Raw genomic sequence first — 25,745 nt, 5'->3', positions numbered from 1 at the left:
CGCCGCCCGCTCGATGGGCCGCTCAAAAGCCCCTGGTCCGCTTGGCCGCCCGCCGCTTCCCGGCGGAGCCCACCCGCAGGAACAGCCGCGAGATCTCCGCGCCGAGGTTGACCCCGATCGCGATGGCCATGGCCAGGGACGCGGCCTTCGCCAGCGACACCAGCCCCTTGTCCACCTCGTTCTGCGCGATGGACAGCAGACCGAAGTAGGTGGCCGAACCCGGCAGCAGCGGCCCGATCGCCGCCGTCGTGTACGGCAGCGCGGACGCGAACCGGTAGCGCGACAGCAACTGCCCGAACAGGCCCACCAGACCCGCCGCCACCGCCGTGGACGCCACCGGCGAGATGTCGCCGGCGTAGCGCATCGCGCCGTACACCGACCAGGCGACGCCCCCGTTGAGGGTGACGGCCAGCACCGTGGAGCGCTCCTGCTGGAGCAGCACGGCGAAGGTCAGCGACAGCAGCATCGCCGCCGCGGTCTGCAGCAGCGGCCGCTTCTCGATGTTCACCGCGGCCTCCGGGTTGAGCTGGCCGCCCACCTTGACCCCGAAGTACAGGACGATCAGCACGCCGATGACGATGCCGACGTAGAAGTACATGACCTCCAGCAGTCGCGCGGCCGCGGTGATGTAGAAGCCCGTCAGGCCGTCCTGCACGCCCGCCACCAGCGCCCGCCCCGGCAGCAGCGCGAACAGCCCACCGGTGATCACGGCCGCCGCCCGCACGTCGACATGCGCCAGGGTGAGCGCCACCCCGATCGCGGCCGGCGGCATCGCGGCCGCCGTGAACTGGTAGAACTCCGGCAGTCCGCGGCCCGCGCACAGCCAGGCGAGCCGGTCGCCGAGCATCGCGCCGAGCGCGGCGGCGAAGAACACGATCAGGTCGCCGCCGACCAGGATCGAGGCGGCACCGGCCAGCAGCCCGCTCGCCGCGGTCAGCGCCCAGCCCGGGTAGGGGTGCCGGTTGCGGCGGATCTCAGCGAGCCGCCGGTATGCCTCCTCCAGGGAGACATGCGTCTCCGGGTCGGAGAGGTCGTCCACGAGCTGGAAGACCGCCGACAGCCGCGTGTAGTCGGTGCCCCGTCTGCGCACCGTCCGCGAGGCCGTCACCGGGTCGTCCACCAGCGACGGCTGGTGGGAGATCGACAGCAGGGTGAAGGTGACGTTGGGCTCGCACCGGTCGAGCCCGTAGGAACGGCAGACCGCGAACATCGCGGCCTCCACGTCCTCGGCGTTCTCCCCGCCCGCAAGCAGCAGCTCGCCGATGCGCAGGGTCAGGTCGAGGACGCGCGGGACGGCCGGGCCGCCCTCCTCCGCCTTCGGCACCGGCTCCGGCGCCGGCCGCTCGGCCACCGGCATCCGCAGCATCGCGCGCATCCGGTCCTGCCAGGGCGCGTCCTTGGTCAGGCTGACCGCAGGGGTCCCGGTCGGGGGCGTGAACAGCGCCGGGGCGTGCTGGACGCTGTAGGTGCTGGGCAGGCTGAACGCCGACCCCTCCGGCTCGGCACCCGCGGGCTGCGGCGCGTCCAGGCCCTCGGGCACCGCGAACTCGGACGTCGTCTCCGACTCGCCACCGGTCCTCGGGACCACGAGACCCTGGGGGACGGCGAACTCGGATGTGATCTCGGGGTCGTACGTGGTCCTCGCCTCGTCCGAGCGAGGCTTGCGGTCCTCCGCCTCCGTCACTCCTCAACGCTCCCTGAACGACACCTTCCCTCAGCCTCAGTATGCGCAGACACGCACGGACGGGCCGCACGCGTGCGCGTGCGGCCCGTCCGTGCGGCAGCGGGCTCAGTGACCGCCCTGCTCCTCGAAGCGCTTGTAGGACCGCTCGATCTCCGCCTCGGCGTCCGTACGCCCCACCCAGTTGGCGCCCTCGACCGACTTGCCGGGCTCCAGGTCCTTGTAGACCTCGAAGAAGTGCTGGATCTCCAGGCGGTCGAACTCGGACACGTGGTGGATGTCGCGCAGATGCTCCACCCGCGGGTCGGTGGCCGGGACGCACAGCAGCTTGTCGTCGCCGCCCGCCTCGTCCGTCATGCGGAACATGCCGATCGCCCGGCAGCGGATCAGGCAGCCCGGGAACGTCGGCTCGTCCAGGATGACCAGCGCGTCCAACGGGTCGCCGTCCTCGCCGAGGGTGTTCTCGACGAAGCCGTAGTCGGTCGGGTAGGCGGTCGAGGTGAAGAGACGACGGTCCAGGCGGATACGACCGGTCTCGTGGTCCACCTCGTACTTGTTCCGCGAACCCTTCGGGATCTCGATCGTGACGTCGAACTCCACCGGTGGCTCCTCCATGATCAGCACATAGTTCTGGTGGTTAAGTGTCCCTCACGCAGGTGTGTGATCGCGAAAGGGGCTGGTGGTCATGCCAGAGCTGAGGCCGTGGCGCGCCGCGAGACCGCACGTGGTGCGGATCGTGAACGCCGTACTACCACGTCTGGCAGGGGGCGCGGCGACCGCCCGGCCACGGGTCGCGCGGCTCGTACGGGCCGTGAAACCGCAGCTCACGCGGATCCCTGGGCCCCGGACAGCGCGGACCTGGCAGTTCACCGCGGGTGCCGCAACCGCCGGGCTGGCGCTGGCCGCCGGGGTGGTGACCGCCGCCGGTCCCTGGGACGCCAACGGTCAGCGTACGGCCGAGCGGGACCGGGCCGCCGCCCTGGAGCGGGCAGGTGGCGCAGATCACGGCGACGGCTCCGGGACGGCCTCCGGCGGCCCCCGGCCGGCCCCGAGCGCGCCGCCCGTGCTGACCGCTCTCGGCGGCACCGCGAGCGCCGCGGACACCGAGGGCACCAAGGACACCGGCAGGGGCACCGGCGACACCACGGGAGTCGCGGGCACCGGAAAGCCCCTCGCGGACGTCCTCGGGCCGCTCCTGGACGCCCCGGCACTGGGCGGCTCCCACGCGGCCGTGGTGGTGGACGCGGTGACCGGCGAACGGCTGTACGCCACCGGAGCCGACAAGGCGCTGACCCCCGCATCCACCACGAAGATCGCCACCGCGGTCGCCGCGCTCTCCGCCCTCGGTCCCGACCACCGCCTCACCACCCGCGCCGTCCTGGAACCCGGCGCCGGGAAACTCGTCCTCGTCGGCGGCGGCGACCCCACCCTCACCGCCCGGAAGAACCCCGGCGGCTGGGCCGGTCTGCGCACCCTCGCCACCGACACGGCGAAGGCGCTGCGCGCCCGCGGCGTCCACGAGGTCGCCCTCTCCTACGACACCAGCCTGTACGCGGGCCCCGACCTGCACCCCATCGGCGTGAACGACAATCTCGCCCGGGTCAGCGCCCTGATGGCCGACGAGGGCCGCGCCGACGCCACCACGAGCGGCCCGGCGCCCCGGGTGCCCGATCCGGCGGCGGGCGCGGCCCGCACCTTCGCCGATCTCCTCGGCAAAGCCGGCATCAAGACGACGGCCCCCGGCCCCGGCAAGGCCACCGGCCGCGCCACCGCGCTCGCCTCCGTCGCCTCGCCCCCGCTGTCCGCCCTGGTCGAACGCATGCTGACCGACAGCGACAACGACATCGCCGAGGCGCTGGCCCGGCAGACCGCCGTCGCCACCGGCGGGCGGGCCGACTTCGACGGCGGCGCCCGGGCCATCGCCGCCCAGCTGACCAAGCTGGGTCTGCCGACCGCCGGGTCGGTCTTCCACGACGGCAGCGGCCTGAACCGCGACGACCGGCTGACGGCGAACCTGCTCACCGCCCTCCTGGCCAAGGCCGCCGCGCCCGGCCGGCCCGATCTGCGTCCGGTCCTCACCGGCCTGCCGGTGGCCGGCTTCACCGGCACCCTCAGCGACCGCTACGCGAACGGAGCGGCGGGTGTCGTACGGGCCAAGACCGGCACCCTTACGGGGGTCAACTCGCTGGCCGGCACCGTGGCCGACCGGGGCGGGCGGCTGCTGGCCTTCGCCTTCCTGGCGTCCGGCACGACGAACGCCGTCGAGGCCCAGGCGGCGCTGGACGCCACCGCCACGGCGCTGGCGGACCGCTGACCGTCGCTCCGCTGGGTGGGGCCGGGGAGGGTCGTTTTTTGGGTGCGGGTGCGTTGTGGTTGGTCGCGCCGTTCCCCGCGCCCCTTGCGGGGCGCTGGTCTGGGTGCGGTGTTTTGTGTGGGGTGTTCGGGGCGGCTGCGTTGTTGGTCGGGTGCGTTGTGGTTGGTCGCGCCGTTCCCCGCGCCCCTTTGGGGTCGTTTTTCGGGTGCGGGTGCGTTGTGGTTGCTCGCGCAGTTCCCCGCGCCCCTTGCGGGGCGCTGGTCGCGTCGTTCCCTGCGGCCCTTTGGGGCTCGGGGTGCTTGGACTGCCTGAAGGCGGGGGGCTCACGTACCGTTGATGCATGACGAGCATCGGCGGTGCCGCTTCTTCTGGGTTGGTCGACTGGAATCTCGCGGTCGCGACCGCGACCCGGCTCGTGCGGCCGGGCCCCGAGGTGAGCCGCGACGAGGCCCGGGCCGTCGTCGCGGAGCTGCGCCGGCACGCGAAGTCCTCGGAGGCGCATGTCCGGGGCTTCACCCGGTTGGGCACCGACGGCATCCACGACACCCCGGTCCTCGTCGTCGACCGCCCCGGCTGGGTCCGTGCGAACGTCGCCGGGTTCCGGGAAGTACTCAAACCGCTGCTCGACAAGATGCAGGAGCGGCGCGGCGGCACCCCGGGCGGCGCGGTGCTCGGCGCGGTCGGCGGCAAGGTCACCGGCGTGGAGCTCGGCATGCTGCTGTCCTTCCTGGCCTCCCGCGTCCTCGGCCAGTACGAGACGTTCGCCCCCGCCACCCGGGACCTCCCGGCGGGCGAGAACGGCGGCGGCCGGCTGCTGCTGGTCGCTCCGAACATCGTCCACGTGGAGCGGGAGCTCGACGTCAGGCCGCACGACTTCCGGCTGTGGGTGTGCCTGCACGAGGAGACCCATCGCACGCAGTTCTCCGCGGTGCCCTGGCTGCGCGACCACCTGGAGGGCGAGATCCAGTCGTTCCTCGCGGAGACCGACGTCGACCCCATGACCGTCCTGGAGCGCATCCGCGAGGCCGCCCAGTCGCTGGCCGGCGGGCGGCCCGAGGCCGAGGAGGACGACGGCGGCCGGTCCTTCGTGGAACTCGTGCAGACCCCGGCGCAGCGGGAGATCCTGGGCCGGCTCACCGCCGTGATGTCCCTGCTGGAGGGGCACGCCGACTTCGTGATGGACGGGGTCGGCCCGGACGTCGTGCCGACCGTCGCCGAGATCCGCGAGAAGTTCCAGCAGCGCCGCGCCAAGGGCGCGTCCCGGCTGGACATGGCCCTGCGCAAGCTGCTCGGTCTGGATGCCAAACTCAGGCAGTACCGGGACGGCGAACGCTTCGTGCGCGCCGTCGTCGAGCAGGTCGGCATGGACGGCTTCAACCGGGTGTGGACCTCTCCGAACACGCTGCCGACCAAGGCGGAGATCGCCAAACCGGCGGACTGGATCGCGCGGGTGCATCGCAAGCCGGAGTCGTGAACGGTACGCGGTCGTCGTGAATGGAATCCGGCCTACGGCAGGCGAACGCCCCTTCAATCACTCGTCCGAGGGACCGTGTGCCAGGGGTAGGCGTGCAATGCTCGGGGAACGGCCCGTTTCTGTCACCATCTACACACTCTGAGTGACCGAACCTCGGGTTCAACCCCCGAAGACTTCATGAAGGGAACCGGACATGGGTCCCCATCCTGCGGTCGCGGCGATACGCCTGGCGGTCCGCCGCGTCCTCCACGACATCCTCACCGACCACACATCCGCGACCCCGCAGGCCGCCCCCCGGCGCGCGGGTCCGCGCACCGGCGGTCACGGCGCCGGGCACGAGCGTTCCCCCTCCCCGCTCGTACTCGTGGCGTGCTCCGGCGGCGCCGACTCCATGGCACTCGCCTCCGCCCTCGCCTTCGAAGCACCCAAACTCGGCATCCGCGCCGGCGGCGTCACCGTCGACCACGGCCTCCAGCCCGGCTCCGGCGCCCGTGCCGAGGAGGTCGTGCTGCGGCTGCGTGAGCTGGGCCTGGACCCCGTGGAGTGCGTCGCGGTGCGCGTCGGCCGTGCGGGCGGACCCGAGGCGGCCGCCCGAGACGCCCGCTACGCCGCCCTCGACGCCGCCGCCGACCGCCACGGCGCCTGCGCGATCCTGCTCGGCCACACGCGTGACGACCAGGCAGAAACCGTCCTGCTGGGGCTCGCCCGTGGGTCCGGCATCCGCTCCCTGTCCGGAATGGCCGCGGTCTCGGGGGCCGGCGGCCGTTACCGGCGTCCCTTCCTCCGGCTCGACCGGCAGACCGCCCGCAAGGCCTGCATGGTCCAGTCACTGCCGGTCTGGGACGACCCGCACAACGCGGACCCGGCGTACACCCGCTCCCGGCTCCGCCACGAGGGCCTGCCCGCCCTGGAGAAGGCCCTCGGCAAGGGCGTCGTCGAAGCCCTCGCCCGCACCGCGCGGCTGTCCCGCGACGACGCCGACGCCCTCGACGCCTGGGCCGTCCAGGCCGCGACCGCCGTGCGCGACGCCACCGGCGTCCTGGAGTGCGCCAAGCTCTACGCCCTGCCGCCCGCCGTGCGCCGCCGAGTGCTGCGCCATGCCGCCATTGAGGCCGGCGCACCGGCCGGTTCGCTGTTCGCCCGCCACATCGAGGAAGTCGACCGCCTGATCACGGGCTGGCGCGGCCAGGGAGCCATCAACCTCCCGGGCAAAGTCGTCGCCCAGCGCCAGGGTGGCAGACTGGTGATCCGGCAAGGCTGACTCCCACTCCTCCGCGCGGGGGGACCGGACGGGCCGGTGCCGTAACTGCGGGACGACCGAAAGTGATGCGGGTGGACGCGAAAGACATGGGTGCCGACCTCCAGCAGGTGCTCATCACGAAGGAAGAGATCGACGCGAAGCTGGCCGAGCTGGCCGCGAAGATCGACGCGGAGTACGCGGGCAAGGACCTGTTGATCGTCGGTGTCCTCAAGGGCGCCGTGATGGTCATGGCGGACCTCGCCCGGGCACTGTCCACCCCCGTCACCATGGACTGGATGGCCGTGTCCTCCTACGGCGCGGGCACCCAGTCCTCCGGCGTCGTGCGGATCCTCAAGGACCTCGACACCGACATCAAGGGCAAGCACGTCCTGGTCGTCGAGGACATCATCGACTCCGGTCTGACCCTGTCCTGGCTGATCTCCAACCTCGGCTCCCGGGAGCCGGCCACCCTCAAGGTGTGCACGCTGCTGCGCAAGCCCGAGGCCGCCAAGGTCGCCATCGACGTGGAGTGGGTCGGCTTTGACATTCCCAACGAGTTCGTCGTCGGCTACGGACTCGACTACGCCGAGAAGTACCGCAATCTCCCGTTCGTCGGTACGCTCGCGCCTCACGTCTACGGCGGCTGAGACCCACCGCGGCCAGTCTCGTAAGACGATCGGGAACCCCAGCGGGTTTCGCGCCGTTGGAGCATGCAGAGACGGGAATGCCAGCCGTCCGTGCCACTTCGGGCAACAATGCTGGGGTACCGTCAGAAGAACTGTCTTATCAAACTCACTATGGCAGGAGGGACGGGGCGGCACCGCTCCGTATGGATGGACGTGAAGCGATACTTCCGTGGGCCGGTCATGTGGATCGTGCTGGCCGTCCTTGCCGTGGTCGTGTTGATGCAGGTCGTCGGCTCGTCCGGCGGCTACAAGACGGTGGACACCGGCCAGGTCGTGGCAGCGATCAACGACAACCGGGTGCAGTCGGCCAAGCTCACCACCGGTGACGAGCAGAGCGTCAAGGTCACGCTGAAGGACGGCCAGAAGGTCGACGGCAGCTCGAAGATCCAGGCGAGCTACATCGGCGACCAGGGCGTGGCCATCGCCGGCACGCTGCAGACCAAGTACCAGGACAAGCAGATCCCGGACGGCTACACCGTGTCGCCGTCCAAGCAGAACCCGTTCGTGGGCGTGCTGCTCTCGCTGCTGCCCTTCGTCCTGATCGTGGTCGTCTTCCTGTTCCTGATGAACCAGATGCAGGGCGGCGGCTCCCGGGTCATGAACTTCGGGAAGTCCAAGGCCAAGCTCATCACCAAGGACACCCCGAAGACGACCTTCGCCGACGTGGCGGGCTCGGACGAGGCGGTCGAGGAACTGCACGAGATCAAGGAGTTCCTTCAGGAGCCGGCCAAGTTCCAGGCCGTCGGCGCCAAGATCCCCAAGGGCGTGCTGCTCTACGGCCCGCCCGGCACCGGCAAGACGCTGCTCGCGCGTGCCGTGGCCGGCGAGGCCGGGGTCCCCTTCTACTCGATCTCCGGTTCCGACTTCGTCGAGATGTTCGTCGGTGTCGGTGCCTCCCGGGTCCGTGACCTGTTCGAACAGGCCAAGGCCAACGCGCCCGCGATCGTCTTCGTCGACGAGATCGACGCGGTCGGCCGGCACCGCGGCGCCGGACTCGGCGGCGGTCACGACGAGCGCGAGCAGACGCTGAACCAGCTGCTGGTCGAGATGGACGGCTTCGACGTCAAGGGCGGTGTGATCCTGATCGCCGCGACGAACCGTCCGGACATCCTCGACCCCGCCCTGCTGCGCCCCGGCCGCTTCGACCGCCAGATCGCGGTCGACCGCCCGGACATGCAGGGCCGCCTGGAGATCCTCAAGGTCCACCAGAAGGGCAAGCCGGTCGCCCCGGACGTCGACCTCTCGGCCGTCGCCCGTCGCACCCCCGGCTTCACCGGCGCCGACCTGTCGAACGTGCTGAACGAGGCGGCGCTGCTCACGGCCCGCAGCGACAAGAAGCTGATCGACAACCAGATGCTGGACGAGGCGATCGACCGTGTGGTCGCGGGCCCGCAGAAGCGGACCCGGATCATGTCGGACAAGGAGAAGAAGATCACCGCGTACCACGAGGGCGGACACGCCCTGGTCGCGGCGGCCTCCCCGAACTCCGACCCGGTCCACAAGATCACCATCCTGTCCCGCGGCCGGGCGCTCGGCTACACGATGGTGCTCCCGGACGAGGACAAGTACTCCACGACCCGCAACGAGATGCTGGACCAGCTCGCCTACATGCTGGGCGGTCGCGCGGCCGAGGAACTGGTCTTCCACGACCCGACCACGGGCGCCGCGAACGACATCGAGAAGGCCACCGCCACCGCCCGCGCGATGGTCACCCAGTACGGCATGACCGAGCGGCTGGGCGCGATCAAGTTCGGCGGCGACAACACCGAGCCGTTCCTCGGACGTGAGATGGCCCACCAGCGCGACTACTCGGAAGAGGTCGCCGCCCTGGTGGACGAGGAAGTCAAGAAGCTCATCGAGAACGCGCACAACGAGGCATGGGAGATCCTGGTCGAGAACCGCGACGTCCTCGACAACCTGGTGCTGGCCCTCCTGGAGAAGGAGACGCTGGGCAAGGAGGAGATCGCCGAGATCTTCGCGCCGATCGTCAAGCGGCCGCCGCGGCCCGCCTGGACCGGCTCCTCCCGGCGTACGCCGTCCACCCGGCCGCCGGTGCTCTCCCCCAAGGAGCTGGCACTGACCAACGGGGCCAACGGCGCGACGCCGGCGATCAGCACGGCCAAGTCGACGGCGGCGGAGTCCGCCCCGGTGGCCGAGCCGACCCCGGAGGACCGCCCGGAGAGCTGATCCTCCGCCGGCGGTATGGCCGCCGGCGGTGTGGTCCCCGGTCCCGGTGGCCACACCGACCCCGGAATGAATGCCGCGTCCCCCAGGGTTCTAGCCTGGGGGACGCGGCATGTGCGCATGTCCGCATGTGAGCGACAGGAACGAGGCACCCCATGACCGACCCCGTGACCTTGGACGGCGAGGGCACCGTCGGCGAGTTCGACGAGAAGCGCGCCGAGAACGCCGTACGCGAACTCCTCATCGCGGTCGGCGAGGACCCGGACCGCGAGGGCCTGAGGGAGACACCGGCACGGGTGGCACGGGCGTACCGCGAACTGCTGGCGGGGCTGTTGCAGGAGCCCGAGGACGTGCTGACGACGACGTTCGACCTGGGCCATGACGAGATGGTCCTGGTGAAGGACATCGAGATCGTGTCGCTGTGCGAGCATCATCTGCTGCCGTTCCACGGCGTGGCGCACGTCGGGTACATTCCGGCCGAGAGCGGCAAGATCACCGGTCTGTCGAAGCTGGCCCGCCTCGTGGAGGTGTTCGCCCGTCGACTACAGGTGCAGGAACGACTCACCACGCAGATCGCCGACTCCCTCGTGCGGATCCTTGAGGCCCGGGGCGTGATCGTCGTCATCGAGGCGGAGCACATGTGCATGTCCGTGCGCGGTATCCGCAAGCCCGGCGCCAAGACGACGACGTCTGCCGTACGCGGCCAGCTCAGGGACGCCACGACCCGCGCCGAGGCCATGAGTCTGATACTGGCCCGCTGAACCGCCCTCCCCGACGGGGGAGGGGCGCGTCAGGCCACCGGTTCCGCGCCCGAGTTGTCGTGGTCGTCGTCTTCGGGGAGTTTGCAGACGCGCTCCAGGAACAGGGCCGCCGCTATGACGGCGATGCCGGCCAGGACGCAGAAGCCCGCGTAGAACGCCTGGTCGCGGCGGGCGGGGATGTCAAGGATCTCCAGGAGGAAGACGCCCGTGCCGCCGTACATCCCGGCGACGAGGGCGGCGACCAGGGCGCTGGCCTGGGCGAAGACGACCGCGCGGGCGGCCATCAGCGGGTCGACGCCCTTGGCGCCGGGACGCCGTTCCCGCTGGGCCTTGAGCCGGGCGCGCAGCGACAGCGCCGTGGACAGCAGGACCGCCGCGATCAGGGCGAGGACGATGGGGGCGGCCAGCGGCACGCTGGGCAGCGTCCCCACCGAGTTCCACAGGCGGGCGCCCGCCCAGGACAGCACTCCGGCGACGACGAACACACCGACCAGCACCCTGATCCGCAGCTCTCTCACGGTGTTTGTTCAGCTCCCCCGGACGTGGTCGTGGGCGGCCCACCTCGGTGTGTCCGTCCCGTGGTCGTCTCGACCTTAACGACTACTCGGGCAGTCGGAGTTCCAGGTCCGGGCGTGCTGCGACGCCGCTGCGGGTGACGGCGCCGAGGAGGTCGGCGACGGCGCCGCGGCCGGGCAGCTTGGCGTCGGGGTCCAGATCGTGCCAGGGCGCCAGCACGAAGGCGCGTTCGTGGGCGCGCGGATGGGGCAGGGTGAGCTGCGGGTCGTCGGAGACGATGTCGGCGTACGCCACGATGTCCACGTCGAGGGTGCGCGGGCCCCAGTGCTCGTCCCGCACCCGGTGGAACGCCTCCTCGACCGCGTGCGCCCGCTCCAGCAGGGAGGACGGCGGGAGGGTGGTCTTCAGCACCACGACCGCGTTGAAGTACGAGGGCTGGCTGCCGGGCTGCACGCCCCATGGCTCGGTCTCGTACACCGGAGAGACCGCCTTGATGCGGACGCCCGGGGTGTCCTCCAGGGCGTCGACGGCGCCCTGAAGGGTCTCCAGGCGGTTGCCGAGGTTGGAGCCGAGGGAGATCACCGCGCGTTTGGGGTTCTGCAGGGTGGTGTCGGCGGCGTCGACCTGTTCGACGACGGAGGCGGGCACCGGCTGTACGGTCGGGTCGCTCGGACCGTGCGTGAAGAATGCGGTCATACTCGGCTCCGGGTGATGGTGACGGTCACGTCGTCGAAGGGAACCGTGATCGGCGCGTCCGGTTTGTGGACGCAGACCTCGACCTCCTCGACCCCTTCGTGCTTCAGGCAGGTCTGGGCGATGCGCTCGGCCAGGGTCTCGATCAGGTTCACCGGTTCGCCTTCGACCACGGCCACGACCTCCTCGGCCACGATGCCGTAGTGCACGGTCTTCGCCAGGTCGTCGTCGGCGGCGGCCGGCCGGGTGTCCAAACCGAGGACCAGGTCCACGATGAAGGTCTGGCCCTCCTCGCGTTCCCTGGGGAACACACCGTGGTGCCCGCGGGCCTTCAGGCCGCGCAACGCGACACAATCCACGCGAATCACTCCTGCGATCGTCGGTGACGGCCGGTCCGTACCGAGTGCGGGCGGCACTCCGGCCTCACACGAATCTACCTGCGGGCACTGACAGCACCGGGCCACGGGGGTGTGCACCCGGCCGGGGACCGGGAGGTTTCACCGCGCGTTTCCCCTGGGGAACCCGGCGGCTCACGGGGCGGTGGCCCGACCCCGTGAGCCGGTTCGTGATTCCGGCCACTTCCCGGTCCCTGGCAGGCCCCTACCCGCTCAGGCCGGTGAGGCGTCGTCCTCGTCCTCGTCGTTTTCGGCCAGAACCGGTGAGGCGTGGTGTGACCAGAGCTTCCAGCCGTCGGATGTGCGCCGGAACACATTCGTGGCGACGACGAGCTGCCCGACCAGGGGGCCGAGCTCCGCGCCGGCCTCGGGGGCGGGACCGCCGCTGAGGATGTTCTCGGTGCAGGTGACCAGGGCGGTGTCGCCGGTGACGGAGACATGCACGTCCGTGAGGAAGAACTGGATGTAGTCGGTGTTCGCCATGATCAGCGCGTACGACCTCAGGACCTCGCCGCGGCCGGTGAGCACCGGCCAGCCCGGGTGCACGCAGGAGACCACGCCCATGTCCGCCGGGTCGTGGTACTCCTCGTCGACGCCCAGGTCGGACGGGGCGAGCCAGAGCGAGGACAGCTCTTCGAAGTCGCCTCGCTCCAGCGCCTCGTAGAAGGCGGCGTTGGCCTGTTCGACGTGTTCGACGTCCGTGTGGGCGGCGCTCACCGGGCGTCACCGGCGCCGTGCGTGCCGTGCGCGCCCGGCGCGCTTTGCGTCGAGTTCGCCGGCGTGCGCGCTTGTTCCACGGCGCGCGCCACCCGTACGGCGTCCGCCGTGGCGCGCACTTCGTGGACGCGTACGGCCCAGGCGCCGGCCTGCGCGGCGAGTGCGGAGACGGCGGCCGTGGCCGCGTCGCGCTCCCGGGCGGGCGGCGGGGCCCCGTCCGGGCCGGCCAGCACCCGGCCGAGGAACCGCTTGCGGGAGGCCGCGACGAGCAGCGGGTGGCCGAGGGTGTGCAGGCGGTCGAGGTGGGCGAGGAGGGTGAGGTCGTGCTCGGCCTCCTTGGAGAAGCCGAGGCCCGGGTCGACGACGACGCGGTCGGCGGCGATGCCGCCCGCCAGGACGGCCTCCACGCGCGCGTGCAGTTCGTCGACGACTTCGGTGACGACGTCGCCGTACACGCCGGGGACGTTGCCGCCGTGCAGGAAGCCGCGCCAGTGCATGACGACGAAGGGCGCGCCCGCCGCGGCCACCACCGGGATCATCGCGGGGTCGGCGAGCCCGCCGCTGACGTCGTTGACGAGCGTGGCGCCGACCGCGAGGGACTGTTCGGCGACCGAGGCGCGCATGGTGTCGACGGAGACGGTGACGCCCTCGGCGGTGAGGCCGCGCACGACCGGGACGACGCGCCTCAGCTCCTCGGCCTCGTCGACGCGGGTGGCGCCCGGGCGGGTGGACTCGCCGCCGACGTCGATCAGGTCGGCGCCCTCCGCGACCAGGTCGAGGCCGTGTTTGACGGCGGCGGTCGTGTCGAAGTAGCGGCCGCCGTCGGAGAAGGAGTCCGGGGTCACGTTCACGACGCCCATGACCGCGCAGCGGTCCCATGCCGGAAGGCCCGCCACTCGGCCGCGCCCGCTCTGGTTGCTCATACGTTCAGCGTAGGCCCCGGGCGGGACGGTCCGGCCCGTCGGCCCGGGCGACGCGGCCGGGGCCGGCGGGCCCCACCACGCGCCGGGTCGCCGGGCCATGGAGGCCGGGGCCGGTGCGGGTCAGGCGGCTCGTATGTCGCGTTCCGCGTGGCCGTGGGCGCACGGGCGGGCGGCGGGCGAGCGGCGTCGCAGGAAGCGGGGCAGCGGCAGGGCGAGGGTGACGAAGCCCTCCGCCTGCATGGCGGCGAAGCCGATGCGGGGCAGGTCCCCGGAGGCGCGGTAGACGACGAACCGCGGCTCCCAGCGGGGCCGGAACTTGGCGTTGAACTTGTACAGCGACTCGATCTGGAACCAGCGCGAGAGGAAGACCAGCAGCCCGCGCCAGGCGCGCAGCACCGGGCCCGCGCCGATCTTCTCGCCGCGGGCCAGGGCCGAGCGGAACATCGCGAAGTTGAGCGAGATCCGCGTGATGCCGAACTTCGGCGCCGCCTGGAGCGCGGCGACGATCAGCAGTTCGTTCATGCCGGGGTCGGCCGAGCGGTCGCGGCGCATCAGGTCCAGGGACACGCCGTCGTCGCCCCAGGGCACGAAGTGCAGGACGGCCTTCAGGTCGCCGTACGGGCCGGGCTGGTCCTCGGCCCGGCCGTCGCCCGCGGCGGCACGGACCGGGGCGCCGGCCGCCGCCCCGTCGACCCGGTGGGCGGTGGCGATCAGGCAGTCGCCGTCGGCGGGGTCGCCGATGCGGCCGAGCGCCATGGAGAAGCCGCGCTCGGTGTCGGTGCCGCGCCAGTCCTCCGCGGCCCGCCGGATCCGTTCGAGTTCCCCTTCGCCGAGGTCACGGATGCGCCGTACCCGGGTTTCGTAACCGGCTCGTTCGATGCGCTTGACCATCTGCCGGACGTTGCGCATCGCGCGTCCGGCGAGCGAGAAATCCGCGACGTCCACCACCGCCTCGTCGCCGAGTTCGAGCGCGTCCAGGCCGGTCTCCCGGGTCCAGACCTCGCCGCCGGTCTCCGAGCAGCCCATCACGGCGGGCGTCCAGGAGTGCGCCCTGGCCTCGTCCATGAAGCGCTCGATGGCGCCCGGCCATGCCTCGACGTCGCCGATCGGGTCGCCGCTGGCGAGCATCACGCCGGAGACGACGCGGTAGGTGACGGCCGCCTTGCCGCTGGGAGAGAACACGACCGCCTTGTCGCGGCGCAGCGCGAAGTGCCCGAGGGAGTCGCGCCCGCCGTGCTGGGCGAGGAGGGCGCGCAGCCGGGCCTCGTCCTCCTCGGTCAGCCGCGCGGCCGGGTGCTCGGGGCGGAAGGCGAGGTAGATGGTGGTGACCGCGGTGAGCAGGCCGAGGGCGCCGAGCGAGAAGGCGACCGTCCAGGAGGTGCTGCCCCGGTAGTCCACCGGCCCCTCGATGCCGAACAGGCCGTACAGGACGTGGGTGAGACGGTCGGCCACGCTCGGGTCGCCGATGGTGCGCTTCGGGTGGACGCTGACGATGACCAGTCCGAGGGCGAGCGAACCGGCGCCCATGAGGACGAAGTTGGCGAGCGCCCGCCACCTGCTGCGCGGATCGGGCAGGGCCGCGAACTCGCCGCGGTGGCGCAGCAGCGGTACGAGCAGGGCCAGCGAGATGAGCGCCCCGATGACGGAGTGCCGGTACGCGAACTGGGCGACCGCACCGGCCGGCAGCAGGGCTACCGCGGCCCGCCACGCCCGTCGCTTGCGCCGTTTGAGGCCGTGCGCGAGGAGCAGCAACAGCACCCCGGTGCTGAGTGAGAGGGCGGCGGCGAACGGGCCGAGCGCGCCGGGCAGCACCTCGGCGAGCGCGTGCATACGGCTGTGCCGGAAGCGCGGGAACACGCCCGCGGCGATGTCCAGGACGCCCACGAGGGCGCTCGCCCGGCCGGTCAGGGCGGGGACGGTCTCGGGGCGCGGGCCGCGGAGTATGCGGCGCGCCACGCTTGCTCGACTCGGAACCTTGCCTGACATATCCCCATCTATCCTGACAGACACACCGCATCCCGTAGTTCTGCGAGAGACCTTCGACCCGGTGCCGATTCGGGCATCCGGCGACATTGCGCCCTCTAGGACGGTGTCTCGGGGGGAGAGGTTCATTGCTCACCGGAAAGCCGGTTCAAAGGCCACGGAAAGTCCGGGGCAAGCCCACGCGACGAACGCGTCGGCGGGCCGCGGGCGGAAAGCGCAGGCAGGAAACAACCCATGGGTCTGACGAGCGACAAAGTGCTGGCGCTGGCGATCGCGTTCGCCGTCCTCCTGTTCGCCGGCACGGTATGGGCGTGGCCGCGGCTGGCCCGCACGACCTGGCGGGCCGTCAGCGGCCGGATCGGCCTCCTGCTGGCCACCCAGGTGGCGCTGTTCGCCTCCCTGGGCATCGCCGCCAACCAGGCGTTCGGCTTCTACGCCAGTTGGGCGGACCTGTTCGGCCAGGAGACCGACCAGGGCGTCGTCGTCGACCACGCCGGCGCCCAGGGCCCGGTCCGGGTGGTCGGCACCGCGCGCGTGCCGGGCGTCGGCGGCTCGCTGCCGCAGATGGCCGGGGAGGTGCAGCGGGTCTACGTCATGGGACGCACGACTCGCATCGCCACACCCGCGTATGTGTATCTGCCGCCCGAGTACTTCCAGCCGCGCTACCGCACGCGTACGTTCCCGGCGGTCGTCGTCCTCACCGGCTACCCCGGTACGGCGCGCTCCCTGGTGGACAAGCTGCACTACCCGCGTACGGCACAGCAACTCGCCAAGGACGGGCGCGCGCGGCCGATGATCCTGGTGATGCTGCGGCCGACGGTGGCGCCGCCGCGCGACACGGAGTGCGTGGACGTCCCGGGCGGCCCGCGCGCCGAGACGTTCTTCGCCCGGGACCTGCCCGATGCCGTGCTCGCCCGCTACCGGGTGGGCAAAAGGCCGGGCAGCTGGGGAATCGTCGGTGATTCCACCGGCGGTTACTGCGCCCTGAAGCTCGCAATGCACCATCCGGATGTGTACGCGGCGGGCGCGGGCCTGTCCCCGTACTACAAGGCGCCTACCGATCCCACCACCGGTGATCTCTTCCACGGCGACAAGGAGCTGCGCAATCGCGCCGATCTGCGCTGGTTCCTCGATCACGAGGCCGCGCCGGACACCTCACTGCTCGTCAGCAGCAGCAAGGTCGGCGAGTCCAACTACAAGGCCACGCGGGAATTCATCAAGCGGGTGGTGGCCACGCGCCTGACCCGGATCTCGTCGATCATCCTCGACAGCGGCGGACACAACTTCAACACCTGGCGGCGCGAGATCCCGGGAACGCTGCAGTGGCTGAGCCGTAGATTGACCGACCACTGAAAACGATCTTGCTGAATTCGGTGGCGCGGTGCGCCGATGACGTTCCCTATGTTGCGAGAAGGCTTCGGTATGGCTGTGTTTTTACGGGGCGGGCCACCACCATTCGCCTACGCGCGGTAAGTTTCTGGCCATGCCACGTGGACGTCACCGCCATTCCCCCCCTTTGCACAGGCTGTTGCCGCCCTCGGCGATCGCCGGCGTCTCCCTCGTCTGCGCGCTGGGCCCCTGGGTGTCCTCTGATCCGATGGTGCTCCGCCTGGTCGCCGCGGGCGCCGCGGCGACCGCGTTCGTGGGCGCGGCCGTGATGCGCCGCTGGGACGCGCAGGCGGGCAAGCAGGTCGCCGACCTCACGCGCGCGCGTGCCGGTGACGAGTGGCGCCACGAGGAGCGGGTCGCGGAACTGGAGAGCGACCTGGAGGAGTCGCGCGAACTGCGCGTCAAGCTGGAGCAGCGGCTGCGCGCCAAGCGAGCCGAACTGGCCGGGCTGCGCAACGAGCACGCCGCGCTGCTGCGGCGCTACGCCACGGCGGAGACCGAGCGCGCCACCGCCCTGGAGGGCCGCCGGCTGCTGGAGATCGAGGCCGCGCCCTCGCCCGCGCCGCCGTCCGCGCCGGCCGGGGCGCGGCCGGAGCCCGCACGGGCGGCTGCCGTCACGTCCGGGGCCGGCCGGTCCGACGCCGGCCGGTCGGCGGACGAGCCCGTGGAGCGCGCGGCGAATGCGGGGGACGACAAGAACGAGGCCGGTGAGGGGAAGCGGGCGGCTGCCGGGGCGTTCTCGCCCGAGGGGTCCCAGATGTTCCTGCGGGCCCAGGCGGCGCTGTCCCGCTTGGCCGGCGGTGACGTGGCTGCCGCGGCCGACGAGGCGCCTGTGGCCGAGGAAGTTTCCGCGGCTGACGAGGCTTCCGCTGCGGAGGGGGCTTCCGCGGCTGACGAGGCTTCCGCCCCCGAGGCTCCCGAGGCCGCCGCAGAGCACGCCCCCGAGCCCGCCGCCCAAACGGTGCCCGGTTCCGCCCTCGACGCCGTCTTGAAGGCCGCGTCCGCCTCGGCACCGGCGCCGCGGAGGGACCCAGAGTCCGCTCCCAAAGGGGAGAACAGGCGCGCCGACCGCGTGACGGACGAGGCCGAGGCCGCCGAGGCGCGGCCGAGCGGCGGCGACGCTGAGCACGTCAGGGAGCCCGCCACGGGATCCGTCCCGGAGGACGAGGACCAGGGGCAGCCCGAGGCGGTCGCCGGGCACGAGCACGCGACCGCCGTCAACACTCCCGCGCCCACCGGTTCCGCCAAGTCCACGGGGCAGCCCTCGGGGCACTTCACCGTGCCGACCGCGGTGGCCGTCGTACCGGCCGCGCCCGCGCGACGGCCGGCGGTCGAAGGCGGGTTCGACTTCTTCGGCACCCAGAAGGACGCTCCGTCGGCCCCCTTCGACGCCGTGCAGAACGAGGACCTGGCCGACGTGGTCGGCCAGGAGGCGCTCGCACTCCACAAGGCCGAGTCCGAGGGCGGGTTCAAGTCCGCGGACACGAAGGCGGACGACGCCGGCGAGGTCATCGACCTGACGGCGCACGACGAGACGGAACACATCGACCTGCACGGGCTGCGCAGCGCGGCCTCCTGACCCCGGCCGAGCGCGCTCCCACCGGCAAACTGGCTCGGCCTGCTCGGCCTGCTCGGCCTGCTCGGCCTGCTCGGCCCGTCCGCGCCAACGGCTCTGGGCGACCCCCGGCGGTGCCTGCGGTCGCGCGCGGCGGCGCGGGTCCGGGCCTGCCGCCGGCCAGTGCCTGTGGGCGCGTGCGCGGGCGGGCGTGGGGGCAGTCCGCCGATCCGGCGGGTCAACTCTCGGTGTGGTGCGGCGCGTTGAGGTCGGCTCCTGAGCCGGTGGGGGCGTTTGGGCCGACTTCCGTTCCGTCGGGCGTGTGCGGGTCAACTCTCGGTGTGGTGACGCGTATTGAGGTTGGCTGCTGAGCCGGTGGGCGCGTCGCCGACTTCCGATCCGCCGGGCACGTTCGGGCCAACCCTCGATCCGATCGGGCGTGTTCAGGCCCACTCCCGATCCCGGGGGCGTGTTGGCCGGCTCTCGGTCCGCCAGGCGTGTTCGGGCCCACTCCCGGTCCGCCGGGCGCGTTCGCCGGTTCCCGGTACGACGTCCCGGTGGCTCGACGGGTGGCGGGGCCGCGACCGGTGGGGGCGGCGCCCGGGCCGGCGGGCGGGTTCAGGTCATCCATCGGTCCGGTGGGGCGTCCCTGCGGCCCGTCCGGGAGCGCTCGGCCTGGGCGCGCAGCAGTTCCGCCGCCTCCCGGGCGTCCCGCAGACGGGCCGTGACGGTTCCGTCGGCCCCGGTGTCCACATGGACGTTCGCGAGGCGCCACAAGCGCCCCCAGGGGCCCTGAGTGAGCCGTACGCTCTGGACCTTGGCGTGCGGCACCAGCGACAGGCTCTGGCGCAGCAGCCCGTGCCGGGCGGCGAACACCGTGTCGGTGACCGCGACGCCGTGCCCGCGCCACCACACCGGCAGACACCGCCACGCGCGCCGCGGCGGGCGCTCCACCGACCGCGGCACGACCACGCCGGGCAGCACGCGCGCGATGACCGATTCGGCGACCTGGCGCGGGGCGACCGGCACCAGCACGGAGTTCGACGACCCGGCGACCTCCAGTTCCACCCGCACCCAGCCGCGCCGGCGCCACAGCGGCGGCTCCACGATCCGCACCGTCTGCACCCGCCCCGGCGGCACCGTCTCGTGCGCGCGGTCGAGCAGCCCGTGGTCGATCCGCAGCCCGTCCGGGGACTCGGCCACCGTCCAGTCGTACTCGGCGACGAACCGTCCCACGCTGCTCGCGCCCGCCGCGCCGAGCAGCGGCAGCCCGGTGGCGAGCACCGTCCACACGCTGTGGGTGGCCAGCCACAGCACGGGCGGCACGACGAGCGCGGCCAGCAACGAGCCCCAGGTGGCGCCCGTCAGCACCAGGGAGACCGCGAGGTCACGCGCGGGCAGCCGCAGCAGTTCGTGCGCCGGCGCCTCGCCGACCTCATGCGCCGTCTCGGGCGCGAAACCGGCGGCGCGCGCGAGCAGTTCCGCGCGCAGGGCGCGCGCCTCGCCCTCTCCCAGGAAGGCGAGTTCGTCCTTCTTGTCGGCCCCGACGACATCGATCCGCAGCTTGGCGACGCCCGCCACGCGCGCGAGGAGGGGACGCGTCACGTCGACGGCCTGGATGCGCTCCAGCCGGATGTGCGCCGTGCGCCGGAACAACAGGCCGGTGCGTATGCGCAGTTCGCTGTCGGTCACCGAGAAGTGGGTGAACCACCAGGACAGGAAGCCGTAGAGGGCGGCGGCCGGGACCAGCACGGCTAGCCCGGTCAGCAGCCATGCCGTGGTCAGCCTGGTCAGCTGCTCCTGCGCCTGGTTCGGATCGTGCATCGCCCATCCGGCGAGCACGGCGACCGGCGCCCACGCCCGCCGGAACGGCGTCACCGGGTGCAGCCGCCGCTCGGTCACGGCCCGCCGCGGTCGTACGCCGTCCTCGACGCCCGGCGCGGTCACAGGCCGGCCGATCGGGCCTCGCCCAGCTCGGTGAGCCGGTCCCGCAGCCGTTCCGCCTCGGCCGGATCCAGGCCCGGGATGGTGGCGTCGGTGGCCGCGGCGGCGGTGTGCAGCTGGACGCTGGCCAGCCCGAAGTGCCGCTCCACGGGGCCGGACGTCACCTCCACGAGCTGCATGCGTCCATAGGGCACGACGGTCTCCTCGCGCCACAGGACGCCTCGGCTGATCAGCAGGTCGTCGGCGCGCTCGGCGTACCGCCATGAGCGCCAGTTGCGGCCCAGCATCACCCAGCCCCATGCCAGCAGGGCGAGCGGCAGCAGCGCGAACGCGGCCCAGGGCGGCCCGGCGAGCAGGCCGGGCAGCAGGCCCGCGGCGAGGGCGACCAGGCCCAGCCACACCGACAGCAGCAGCCGCCGCATCCGCAGCAGCCCCGGCGGCAGCCCGGTCCACACCGGCTCGGACCCCGCCGTCCCGGTAGTCGCCGTTGTCACCTTTATCCCCGTTGTCCCGGTCGCGCCCGCTGTCCCCGTGCCCTCGGCGCTCCCCTCCGCTCCCGCCTCGCGCGGGCTCCCCGTCTCCATACGGCCAGCCTACGTAGGGGAGACTGGACGCATGACTCCTACGACGGAGACCACGGTCGGGATCGGCGGCGCGGCGGAGAGCACCGACATGGTGCTCAACATCGGCCCGCAGCACCCTTCCACGCACGGCGTGCTGCGGCTGCGGCTCGTGCTGGACGGCGAGCGCATCGTGCGCGCGGAACCCGTGATCGGCTACATGCACCGGGGCGCGGAGAAGCTCTTCGAGGCGCGCGACTACCGCCAGATCATCATGCTCGCCAACCGCCACGACTGGCTGTCGGCGTTCTCCAACGAACTGGGCGTGGTGCTCGCCGTGGAGCGGATGCTCGGCATGGAGGTCCCCACGCGCGCGGTGTGGACGCGCACGCTGCTCGCCGAGCTGAACCGGGTGCTCAACCACCTGATGTTCCTGGGCTCCTACCCGCTGGAGCTGGGCGGCATCACCCCCGTCTTCTACGCGTTCCGGGAGCGGGAGGTGCTGCAGAACGTCATGGAGGAGGTCTCCGGCGGGCGCATGCACTACATGTTCAACCGGGTCGGCGGCCTCAAGGAGGACCTGCCGGCCGGCTGGACGGCACGCGCGCGTGCCGCCGTCGCCGCGGTGCGCTCGCGCATGGACGTCTTCGACGACCTGGTCCTCGGCAACGAGATCTTCCGCGGCCGCACCCGCGGCGTCGGGACGCTCACGCCGCGGATCGTGCACGCGTACGGCGTGAGCGGGCCCATCGCCCGGGCGGCCGGCGTCGACTTCGACCTGCGGCGCGACGAGCCGTACCTGGCGTACGGGGAGCTGCGGGACACCCTGCGGGTGGTGACCCGGCAGGAGGGCGACTGCCTCGCCCGCTTCGAGTGCCTGCTGGAGCAGACGCACAACGCCCTGGCGCTGGCCGACGCCTGCCTCGACCGGCTCGCGGAGCTGCCGCCCGGCCCGATCAACCAGCGGCTGCCGAAGGTCCTGAAGGCGCCCGAGGGGCACACGTACGCGTGGACCGAGAACCCGCTCGGGATCAACGGCTACTACCTGGTGAGCAAGGGGGAGAAGACCCCGTACCGGCTCAAGCTGCGCTCCGCCTCGTACAACAACATCCAGGCGCTCACCGAACTGCTCCCGGGCACGCTGGTCGCGGACATGGTGGCGATCCTGGGCTCGATGTTCTTCGTGGTCGGAGACATCGACAAGTAATCGACAAGTACCGGCCCCCAGTCCCCGGGACGAGGAGGGGGCCCGGGGGCGCCTCATACGAGGGCGGGATCTGCGGGCGGCACGCGCGTGCACCGGGCGCGCGCCCCGGGGACGCCGGCCGCGGACTGGGCCTGCGGCGAGCGGCCCGGGCGTGTCGCATGGGCTGGGTCCGACGAGAGCGGCCCGGGGGTGTCAGGCGCGGGCGGGGTCCGAGGGCAGCGGCCTGGGCGCGTCAGGCGCGAGCTGGGACTCATGCGGGTGGCCTGGGCGGGGTGGGCGTGGGTTGGGTTCGGGGGTGTGGCCCGGGTGTCGCGCGGGCGGGGTCTGTGGGTGGCACGGGCGTGCGTTTGGGTGCTTGGGTGCGTCAGGCGGGGGCCGGGTCCGGGGGGAGCGGGTGTGGGATGCCGACTGGCTGGAGCAGCCAGCCGAAGTCGCCCAGGCCGCCGGTCGCGGTGAGTTCCGCGGCCTCGCCGGCGCTCGCGAGGGCGCGGAGGTATGCCTGGGGGTCCGTGGAGGCGAGCGCCAGCGGGGGGCGTGTGCCGGCGAGGCCGAGGGCGCGCAGCGCATCGCGTTGTGTGAGCAGGCGCGCGTCCGGGAGCGCCCGCGCCGCGCGGAAGGCTGTACCGGCGCCAGACCCGGCACGCACGCCCGCTGCTGCCGCACCTCCCGGCGCCGTGCCGACGCTACGCGCCCCTTCGGCTCCCGTCCCACCTGCGGCTCCGAGCGGGCTCTCGGCTTTCGGCGGGCCCTGGGCGTCCGGCGCGTCCTGTGCGCCTCGCGCGGTGGTCGACGTATCTGGCGCCGCTGAGGCACCCCGCGTGCGGGGGGCACTCTGCGCCGCTGACGCGCCCTTCGCACCGGCCTGCGCACCTTCCGGCGCCGTGTCGGCGCTACGGGGCCCTTCGGCTCCCGTCCCACCTTCGGCTCCGAGCGGGCTCTCGGCTTTCGGCGGGCCCTGGGCGTCCGGCGCGTCCTGTGCGCCTGGCGCGGTGGTCGACGTATCTGGCGCCGCTGAGGCACCCCGCGTGCGGGGGGCACTCTGCGCCGCTGACGCGCCCTTCGCACCGGCCTGCGCGCCTTCCGGCGCCGTGTCGGAGCTACGGGTCCCATCGGTCCCCGTCCCACCTTCGGCTCCCGTCCCACCCTCGACTCGCGGCGCGTCCTCTGCGCCTCGCGCGGCGGTCGACGCACCCGGCGCCGCTGAGGCGTCCCGGGTGCAGGGGGCGCCCTGCGCCGCTGATGTGCCCTCCGCGGCGGAGGCACCCCGCGCCGCTGTGGCGCCGCAGGCACCCGCCTGGGCTGCGCAGGCGTCCAGTGCCACATGGGCCGTGATGTCGCAGGAGCCGTCCGGCACGGGGGCCGTCTCGCGGCCGTCCCGGAATCCGGTGAGCGTCCCGAACGGGGGCCGTGAGCGCGCCGTGTGCGCATAGTCGACGGCCACCGCGAGCCCCCGCTCGACGCACGCGACCGCGGATGCCCACGCGGTGTCGCGCGGCAGCCCGATCTCCGCGCGCAGCCCCTCCTCGGGCGGCAGCGGCCACCAGCGCGCGAGCCATGCAGCCGCTGGCCCCGTCACGGGCTCCCCGAGCCGTTCGGCGCCGTCCTCCCGTACGAGCACCAGCCGGGGCACGCCTGCGTGGTCCACCTCGGCGACGTCCAGCGGCACGTTGTCCAGCCATTCGTTGGCGAACAGCAGCCCGGTGATCCCGGCAGGGGCCTGACTCAGCCAGCTGATCCGCGCGTCGAGCCCCGCCGGGCGGGCGGCGATCTCCACGGCGTACGCGCGCGTGCGTGCGGCCACCTCTTCGGGGAGCGCGGCGAGCACACCGGTGACCAGTTCACCCCGCCCCGCTGCCATGTCCACGAAGTCCAGCGTCCCGGGCCGTCCGAGCGCGTCGTCCACCCGGCACAGCAGCCTCGCCACGGCCGCGGCGAACAGCGGCGACGCGTGCACGGACGTACGGAAGTGCCCGGCGGGCCCCTCGGGACGCCGGTAGAAGCCGCCGGGCCCGTACAGCGCGGCCTCGGTGGCGGCCCGCCAGCCGCGCCACACGCCCGGCGCGAGGCCCCGCTCCGCGCCGCCCGTTCCGCCTGCGGACCCGCCCGTGGTTCCGCGCGTCGTCCCGTCCGTCATCGGACCAGACTAGGCGCACAGATGATCACGGTCTCCACCTTGCGGAGTATGTGCGTCAGCCGCGGATCGGCCCTCCGGTTGACCCCTGCACACATCACACTTCCCTACTCTGGGTTACGTGCAGCGCCTCTACGACTTCCTTCGCAGACACCCGACGTGGGTCGACACCTTCTGGGCCGTCGTCCTGTTCGGGATCTCCTGCGTGGGGGTCGTCAGTGTCCACAGGACGCCGCGCCACCACGGATCGGTCGCCTCGGGGCTGGCCGTGTCCGCCGTGCTGTGTGTCGTCATCGCGCTGCGCCGCCGGCTGCCGGAGCCGATGCTGCTGGTGGCCGCCGCGACCGGAGTGGCCCAGCTCGTCCTGGACGTCGAGACGACCGTCGCCGACTTCGCCATGCTGGTGATCATCTACACGGTCGCCGCGACCGGCGCGCGCTGGGCCTCCTGGTTCGCCCTGGGCACCGGCCTGTGCGCGGCGACCCTGGCGCAGATCCGCTGGCCGGCCGAGCACACGGGCTTCGCGGGGCAGATCGCGATGGCGGTCTTCCAGACGGTGCCGTTCGCCCTCGCCTGGGTGCTCGGCGACTCCATGCGCACGCGCCGCGCCTACTTCGCCCAGCTGGAGGAGCGGGCCGCCCGCCTGGAGAAGGAACGCGAGGCGCAGGCCAAGGTGGCGGTCGCCGCCGAGCGCGCCCGGATCGCGCGCGAGTTGCACGACGTCGTCGCGCACAACGTGTCGGTGATGGTGGTGCAGGCGGACGGCGCCGCCTACGTCCTCGACGCCGCGCCCGACCAGGCGAAGAAGGCCCTGGAGACGATCTCCTCCACCGGCCGCCAGGCGCTCGCCGAGATGCGCCGCCTGCTCGGCGTGCTGCGCACCGGCGAGCACAAGGAAGCCGGCGAGTACGTCCCGCAGCCCGACGTGGAGCAGATCGACGAGCTGATCGAGCAGTGCCGCAGCTCCGGGCTGCCCGTCGACTTCAAGGTCGAGGGCACCCCGCGCCCGCTGCCCAGCGGCGTCGAGCTGACCGCGTACCGCATCGTGCAGGAGGCCCTGACCAACACCCGCAAGCACGGCGGTCCGAACGCGGGCGCCAGCGTGCGCCTCGTCTACTTCGACGACGGGCTCGGCCTGCTCGTAGAGGACGACGGCAAGGGCGCCCCGCACGAGCTGTACGAGGAAGGCGGCGCCGACGGCGGGGGCCACGGCCTGATCGGCATGCGCGAGCGGGTCGGCATGGTCGGCGGCACTCTCGACGCGGGGCCCCGTCCGGGCGGAGGATTCCGCATCAGTGCCCTGCTGCCGCTCAAACCAGCGCATTGACGCCGGCGCACGCCCCTGCCGACACCTGTCACACCCCGCGGCAGACCCCCAGAGCCGAAGAGAGG

20 protein-coding genes and 2 pseudogenes are annotated in these 25,745 nt (G+C 72.7%); 10 read left to right on the top strand and 12 right to left on the bottom strand.

Going from position 1 to position 25,745, the window contains the following annotated elements:
- Nucleotides 1-22: 22 nt before the first annotated feature.
- Nucleotides 23-1,684, bottom strand: coding sequence for a threonine/serine exporter family protein (locus AC27LF_RS32695; protein WP_479659990.1), 1,662 nt, complete (start codon nt 1,682-1,684; stop codon nt 23-25).
- 105 nt (nt 1,685-1,789) lie between these two features.
- On the bottom strand, nt 1,790-2,281 hold the full coding sequence (locus tag AC27LF_RS32690; protein ID WP_189303680.1) for an inorganic diphosphatase: 492 nt from the start codon (nt 2,279-2,281) through the stop codon (nt 1,790-1,792).
- 85 nt (nt 2,282-2,366) lie between these two features.
- On the opposite strand from AC27LF_RS32690, the gene dacB reads away from it, so the two are divergent.
- From dacB to folE, 6 genes are all read left to right on the top strand, one after another.
- Nucleotides 2,367-3,995 carry a D-alanyl-D-alanine carboxypeptidase/D-alanyl-D-alanine endopeptidase gene (gene dacB / locus AC27LF_RS32685; protein ID WP_479659989.1) on the top strand — a complete coding sequence of 543 codons (1,629 nt, stop codon included), beginning with the start codon at nt 2,367-2,369 and terminating at the stop codon, nt 3,993-3,995.
- A gap of 340 nt (nt 3,996-4,335) precedes the next feature.
- A complete protein-coding gene (locus AC27LF_RS32680; protein WP_479659988.1) occupies nt 4,336-5,469 on the top strand; it encodes a zinc-dependent metalloprotease in 1,134 nt (377 codons plus the stop codon).
- A 193-nt stretch (nt 5,470-5,662) separates the two neighbouring features.
- A complete protein-coding gene (tilS, locus tag AC27LF_RS32675) occupies nt 5,663-6,730 on the top strand; it encodes a tRNA lysidine(34) synthetase TilS (RefSeq protein WP_479659987.1) in 1,068 nt (355 codons plus the stop codon).
- 65 nt (nt 6,731-6,795) lie between these two features.
- Nucleotides 6,796-7,356, top strand: coding sequence for a hypoxanthine phosphoribosyltransferase (gene hpt / locus AC27LF_RS32670; RefSeq protein WP_351736104.1), 561 nt, complete (start codon nt 6,796-6,798; stop codon nt 7,354-7,356).
- A 186-nt stretch (nt 7,357-7,542) separates the two neighbouring features.
- Nucleotides 7,543-9,582 carry an ATP-dependent zinc metalloprotease FtsH gene (gene ftsH, locus AC27LF_RS32665; RefSeq protein WP_479660017.1) on the top strand — a complete coding sequence of 680 codons (2,040 nt, stop codon included), beginning with the start codon at nt 7,543-7,545 and terminating at the stop codon, nt 9,580-9,582.
- A gap of 152 nt (nt 9,583-9,734) precedes the next feature.
- The gene (folE, locus tag AC27LF_RS32660) at nt 9,735-10,340 is read left to right on the top strand and encodes a GTP cyclohydrolase I FolE (RefSeq protein WP_479659986.1); all 606 of its coding nucleotides are present in this window, start codon (nt 9,735-9,737) and stop codon (nt 10,338-10,340) included.
- 29 nt (nt 10,341-10,369) lie between these two features.
- On the opposite strand, the gene AC27LF_RS32655 is transcribed toward folE, so the two are convergent.
- From AC27LF_RS32655 to AC27LF_RS32630, 6 genes are all read right to left on the bottom strand, one after another.
- Complete coding sequence (locus AC27LF_RS32655) at nt 10,370-10,858, bottom strand: DUF3180 domain-containing protein (RefSeq protein ID WP_479659985.1); 489 nt, start codon at nt 10,856-10,858, stop codon at nt 10,370-10,372.
- Nucleotides 10,859-10,940: 82 nt separating this feature from the next.
- Nucleotides 10,941-11,552: a 2-amino-4-hydroxy-6-hydroxymethyldihydropteridine diphosphokinase gene (folK, locus tag AC27LF_RS32650; protein WP_404031418.1), complete on the bottom strand. Its 612-nt coding sequence runs from the start codon at nt 11,550-11,552 to the stop codon at nt 10,941-10,943.
- Nucleotides 11,549-11,908 carry a dihydroneopterin aldolase gene (gene folB, locus AC27LF_RS32645; protein WP_479659984.1) on the bottom strand — a complete coding sequence of 120 codons (360 nt, stop codon included), beginning with the start codon at nt 11,906-11,908 and terminating at the stop codon, nt 11,549-11,551. The genes folK and folB overlap by 4 nt, the downstream gene beginning before the upstream one ends.
- Before the next feature lie 249 nt (nt 11,909-12,157).
- On the bottom strand, nt 12,158-12,661 hold the full coding sequence (locus AC27LF_RS32640) for a nuclear transport factor 2 family protein (RefSeq protein ID WP_479659983.1): 504 nt from the start codon (nt 12,659-12,661) through the stop codon (nt 12,158-12,160).
- Nucleotides 12,658-13,584: a dihydropteroate synthase gene (gene folP / locus AC27LF_RS32635; protein WP_479659982.1), complete on the bottom strand. Its 927-nt coding sequence runs from the start codon at nt 13,582-13,584 to the stop codon at nt 12,658-12,660. The genes AC27LF_RS32640 and folP overlap by 4 nt, the downstream gene beginning before the upstream one ends.
- Nucleotides 13,585-13,704: 120 nt before the next feature.
- The gene (locus tag AC27LF_RS32630) at nt 13,705-15,570 is read right to left on the bottom strand and encodes a phosphatidylglycerol lysyltransferase domain-containing protein (protein ID WP_479659981.1); all 1,866 of its coding nucleotides are present in this window, start codon (nt 15,568-15,570) and stop codon (nt 13,705-13,707) included.
- Between the two features lie 231 nt (nt 15,571-15,801).
- Here AC27LF_RS32630 and AC27LF_RS32625 point away from each other — a divergent pair, with 231 nt between their 5' ends.
- Together AC27LF_RS32625 and AC27LF_RS32620 are read left to right on the top strand one after the other, a co-directional pair.
- Complete coding sequence (locus AC27LF_RS32625; RefSeq protein WP_479659980.1) at nt 15,802-16,920, top strand: alpha/beta hydrolase; 1,119 nt, start codon at nt 15,802-15,804, stop codon at nt 16,918-16,920.
- Between the two features lie 130 nt (nt 16,921-17,050).
- A complete protein-coding gene (locus AC27LF_RS32620; protein WP_479659979.1) occupies nt 17,051-18,535 on the top strand; it encodes a hypothetical protein in 1,485 nt (494 codons plus the stop codon).
- A 594-nt stretch (nt 18,536-19,129) separates the two neighbouring features.
- Here the strand turns inward: AC27LF_RS32620 and AC27LF_RS32615 are convergent.
- Both AC27LF_RS32615 and AC27LF_RS32610 read right to left on the bottom strand, forming a co-directional pair.
- A complete protein-coding gene (locus AC27LF_RS32615) occupies nt 19,130-20,458 on the bottom strand; it encodes a PH domain-containing protein (RefSeq protein WP_479659978.1) in 1,329 nt (442 codons plus the stop codon).
- Entirely contained in the window at nt 20,455-21,039 is a 585-nt protein-coding gene (locus AC27LF_RS32610) for a PH domain-containing protein (RefSeq protein WP_479659977.1), read from the bottom strand. Before AC27LF_RS32610 ends, AC27LF_RS32615 begins: the two co-directional genes overlap by 4 nt.
- A 31-nt stretch (nt 21,040-21,070) precedes the next feature.
- On the opposite strand from AC27LF_RS32610, the gene AC27LF_RS32605 reads away from it, so the two are divergent.
- Nucleotides 21,071-22,222 carry an NADH-quinone oxidoreductase subunit D gene (locus AC27LF_RS32605; RefSeq protein ID WP_479659976.1) on the top strand — a complete coding sequence of 384 codons (1,152 nt, stop codon included), beginning with the start codon at nt 21,071-21,073 and terminating at the stop codon, nt 22,220-22,222.
- A gap of 364 nt (nt 22,223-22,586) precedes the next feature.
- Here the strand turns inward: AC27LF_RS32605 and AC27LF_RS32600 are convergent.
- Nucleotides 22,587-22,829: pseudogene (locus AC27LF_RS32600) on the bottom strand (SAM-dependent methyltransferase); the annotation flags it as partial.
- A 686-nt stretch (nt 22,830-23,515) separates the two neighbouring features.
- Nucleotides 23,516-24,356: pseudogene (locus AC27LF_RS32595) on the bottom strand (SAM-dependent methyltransferase); the annotation flags it as partial.
- A 118-nt stretch (nt 24,357-24,474) separates the two neighbouring features.
- On the opposite strand from AC27LF_RS32595, the gene AC27LF_RS32590 reads away from it, so the two are divergent.
- Complete coding sequence (locus tag AC27LF_RS32590) at nt 24,475-25,680, top strand: sensor histidine kinase (protein ID WP_479659975.1); 1,206 nt, start codon at nt 24,475-24,477, stop codon at nt 25,678-25,680.
- Nucleotides 25,681-25,745 lie beyond the last annotated feature (65 nt).

It is taken from the genome of Streptomyces diversicolor (genome assembly GCF_057537855.1).
Note: the sequence above shows the minus strand (reverse complement) of the source record. Positions and strands in the feature narration are given on the sequence as shown.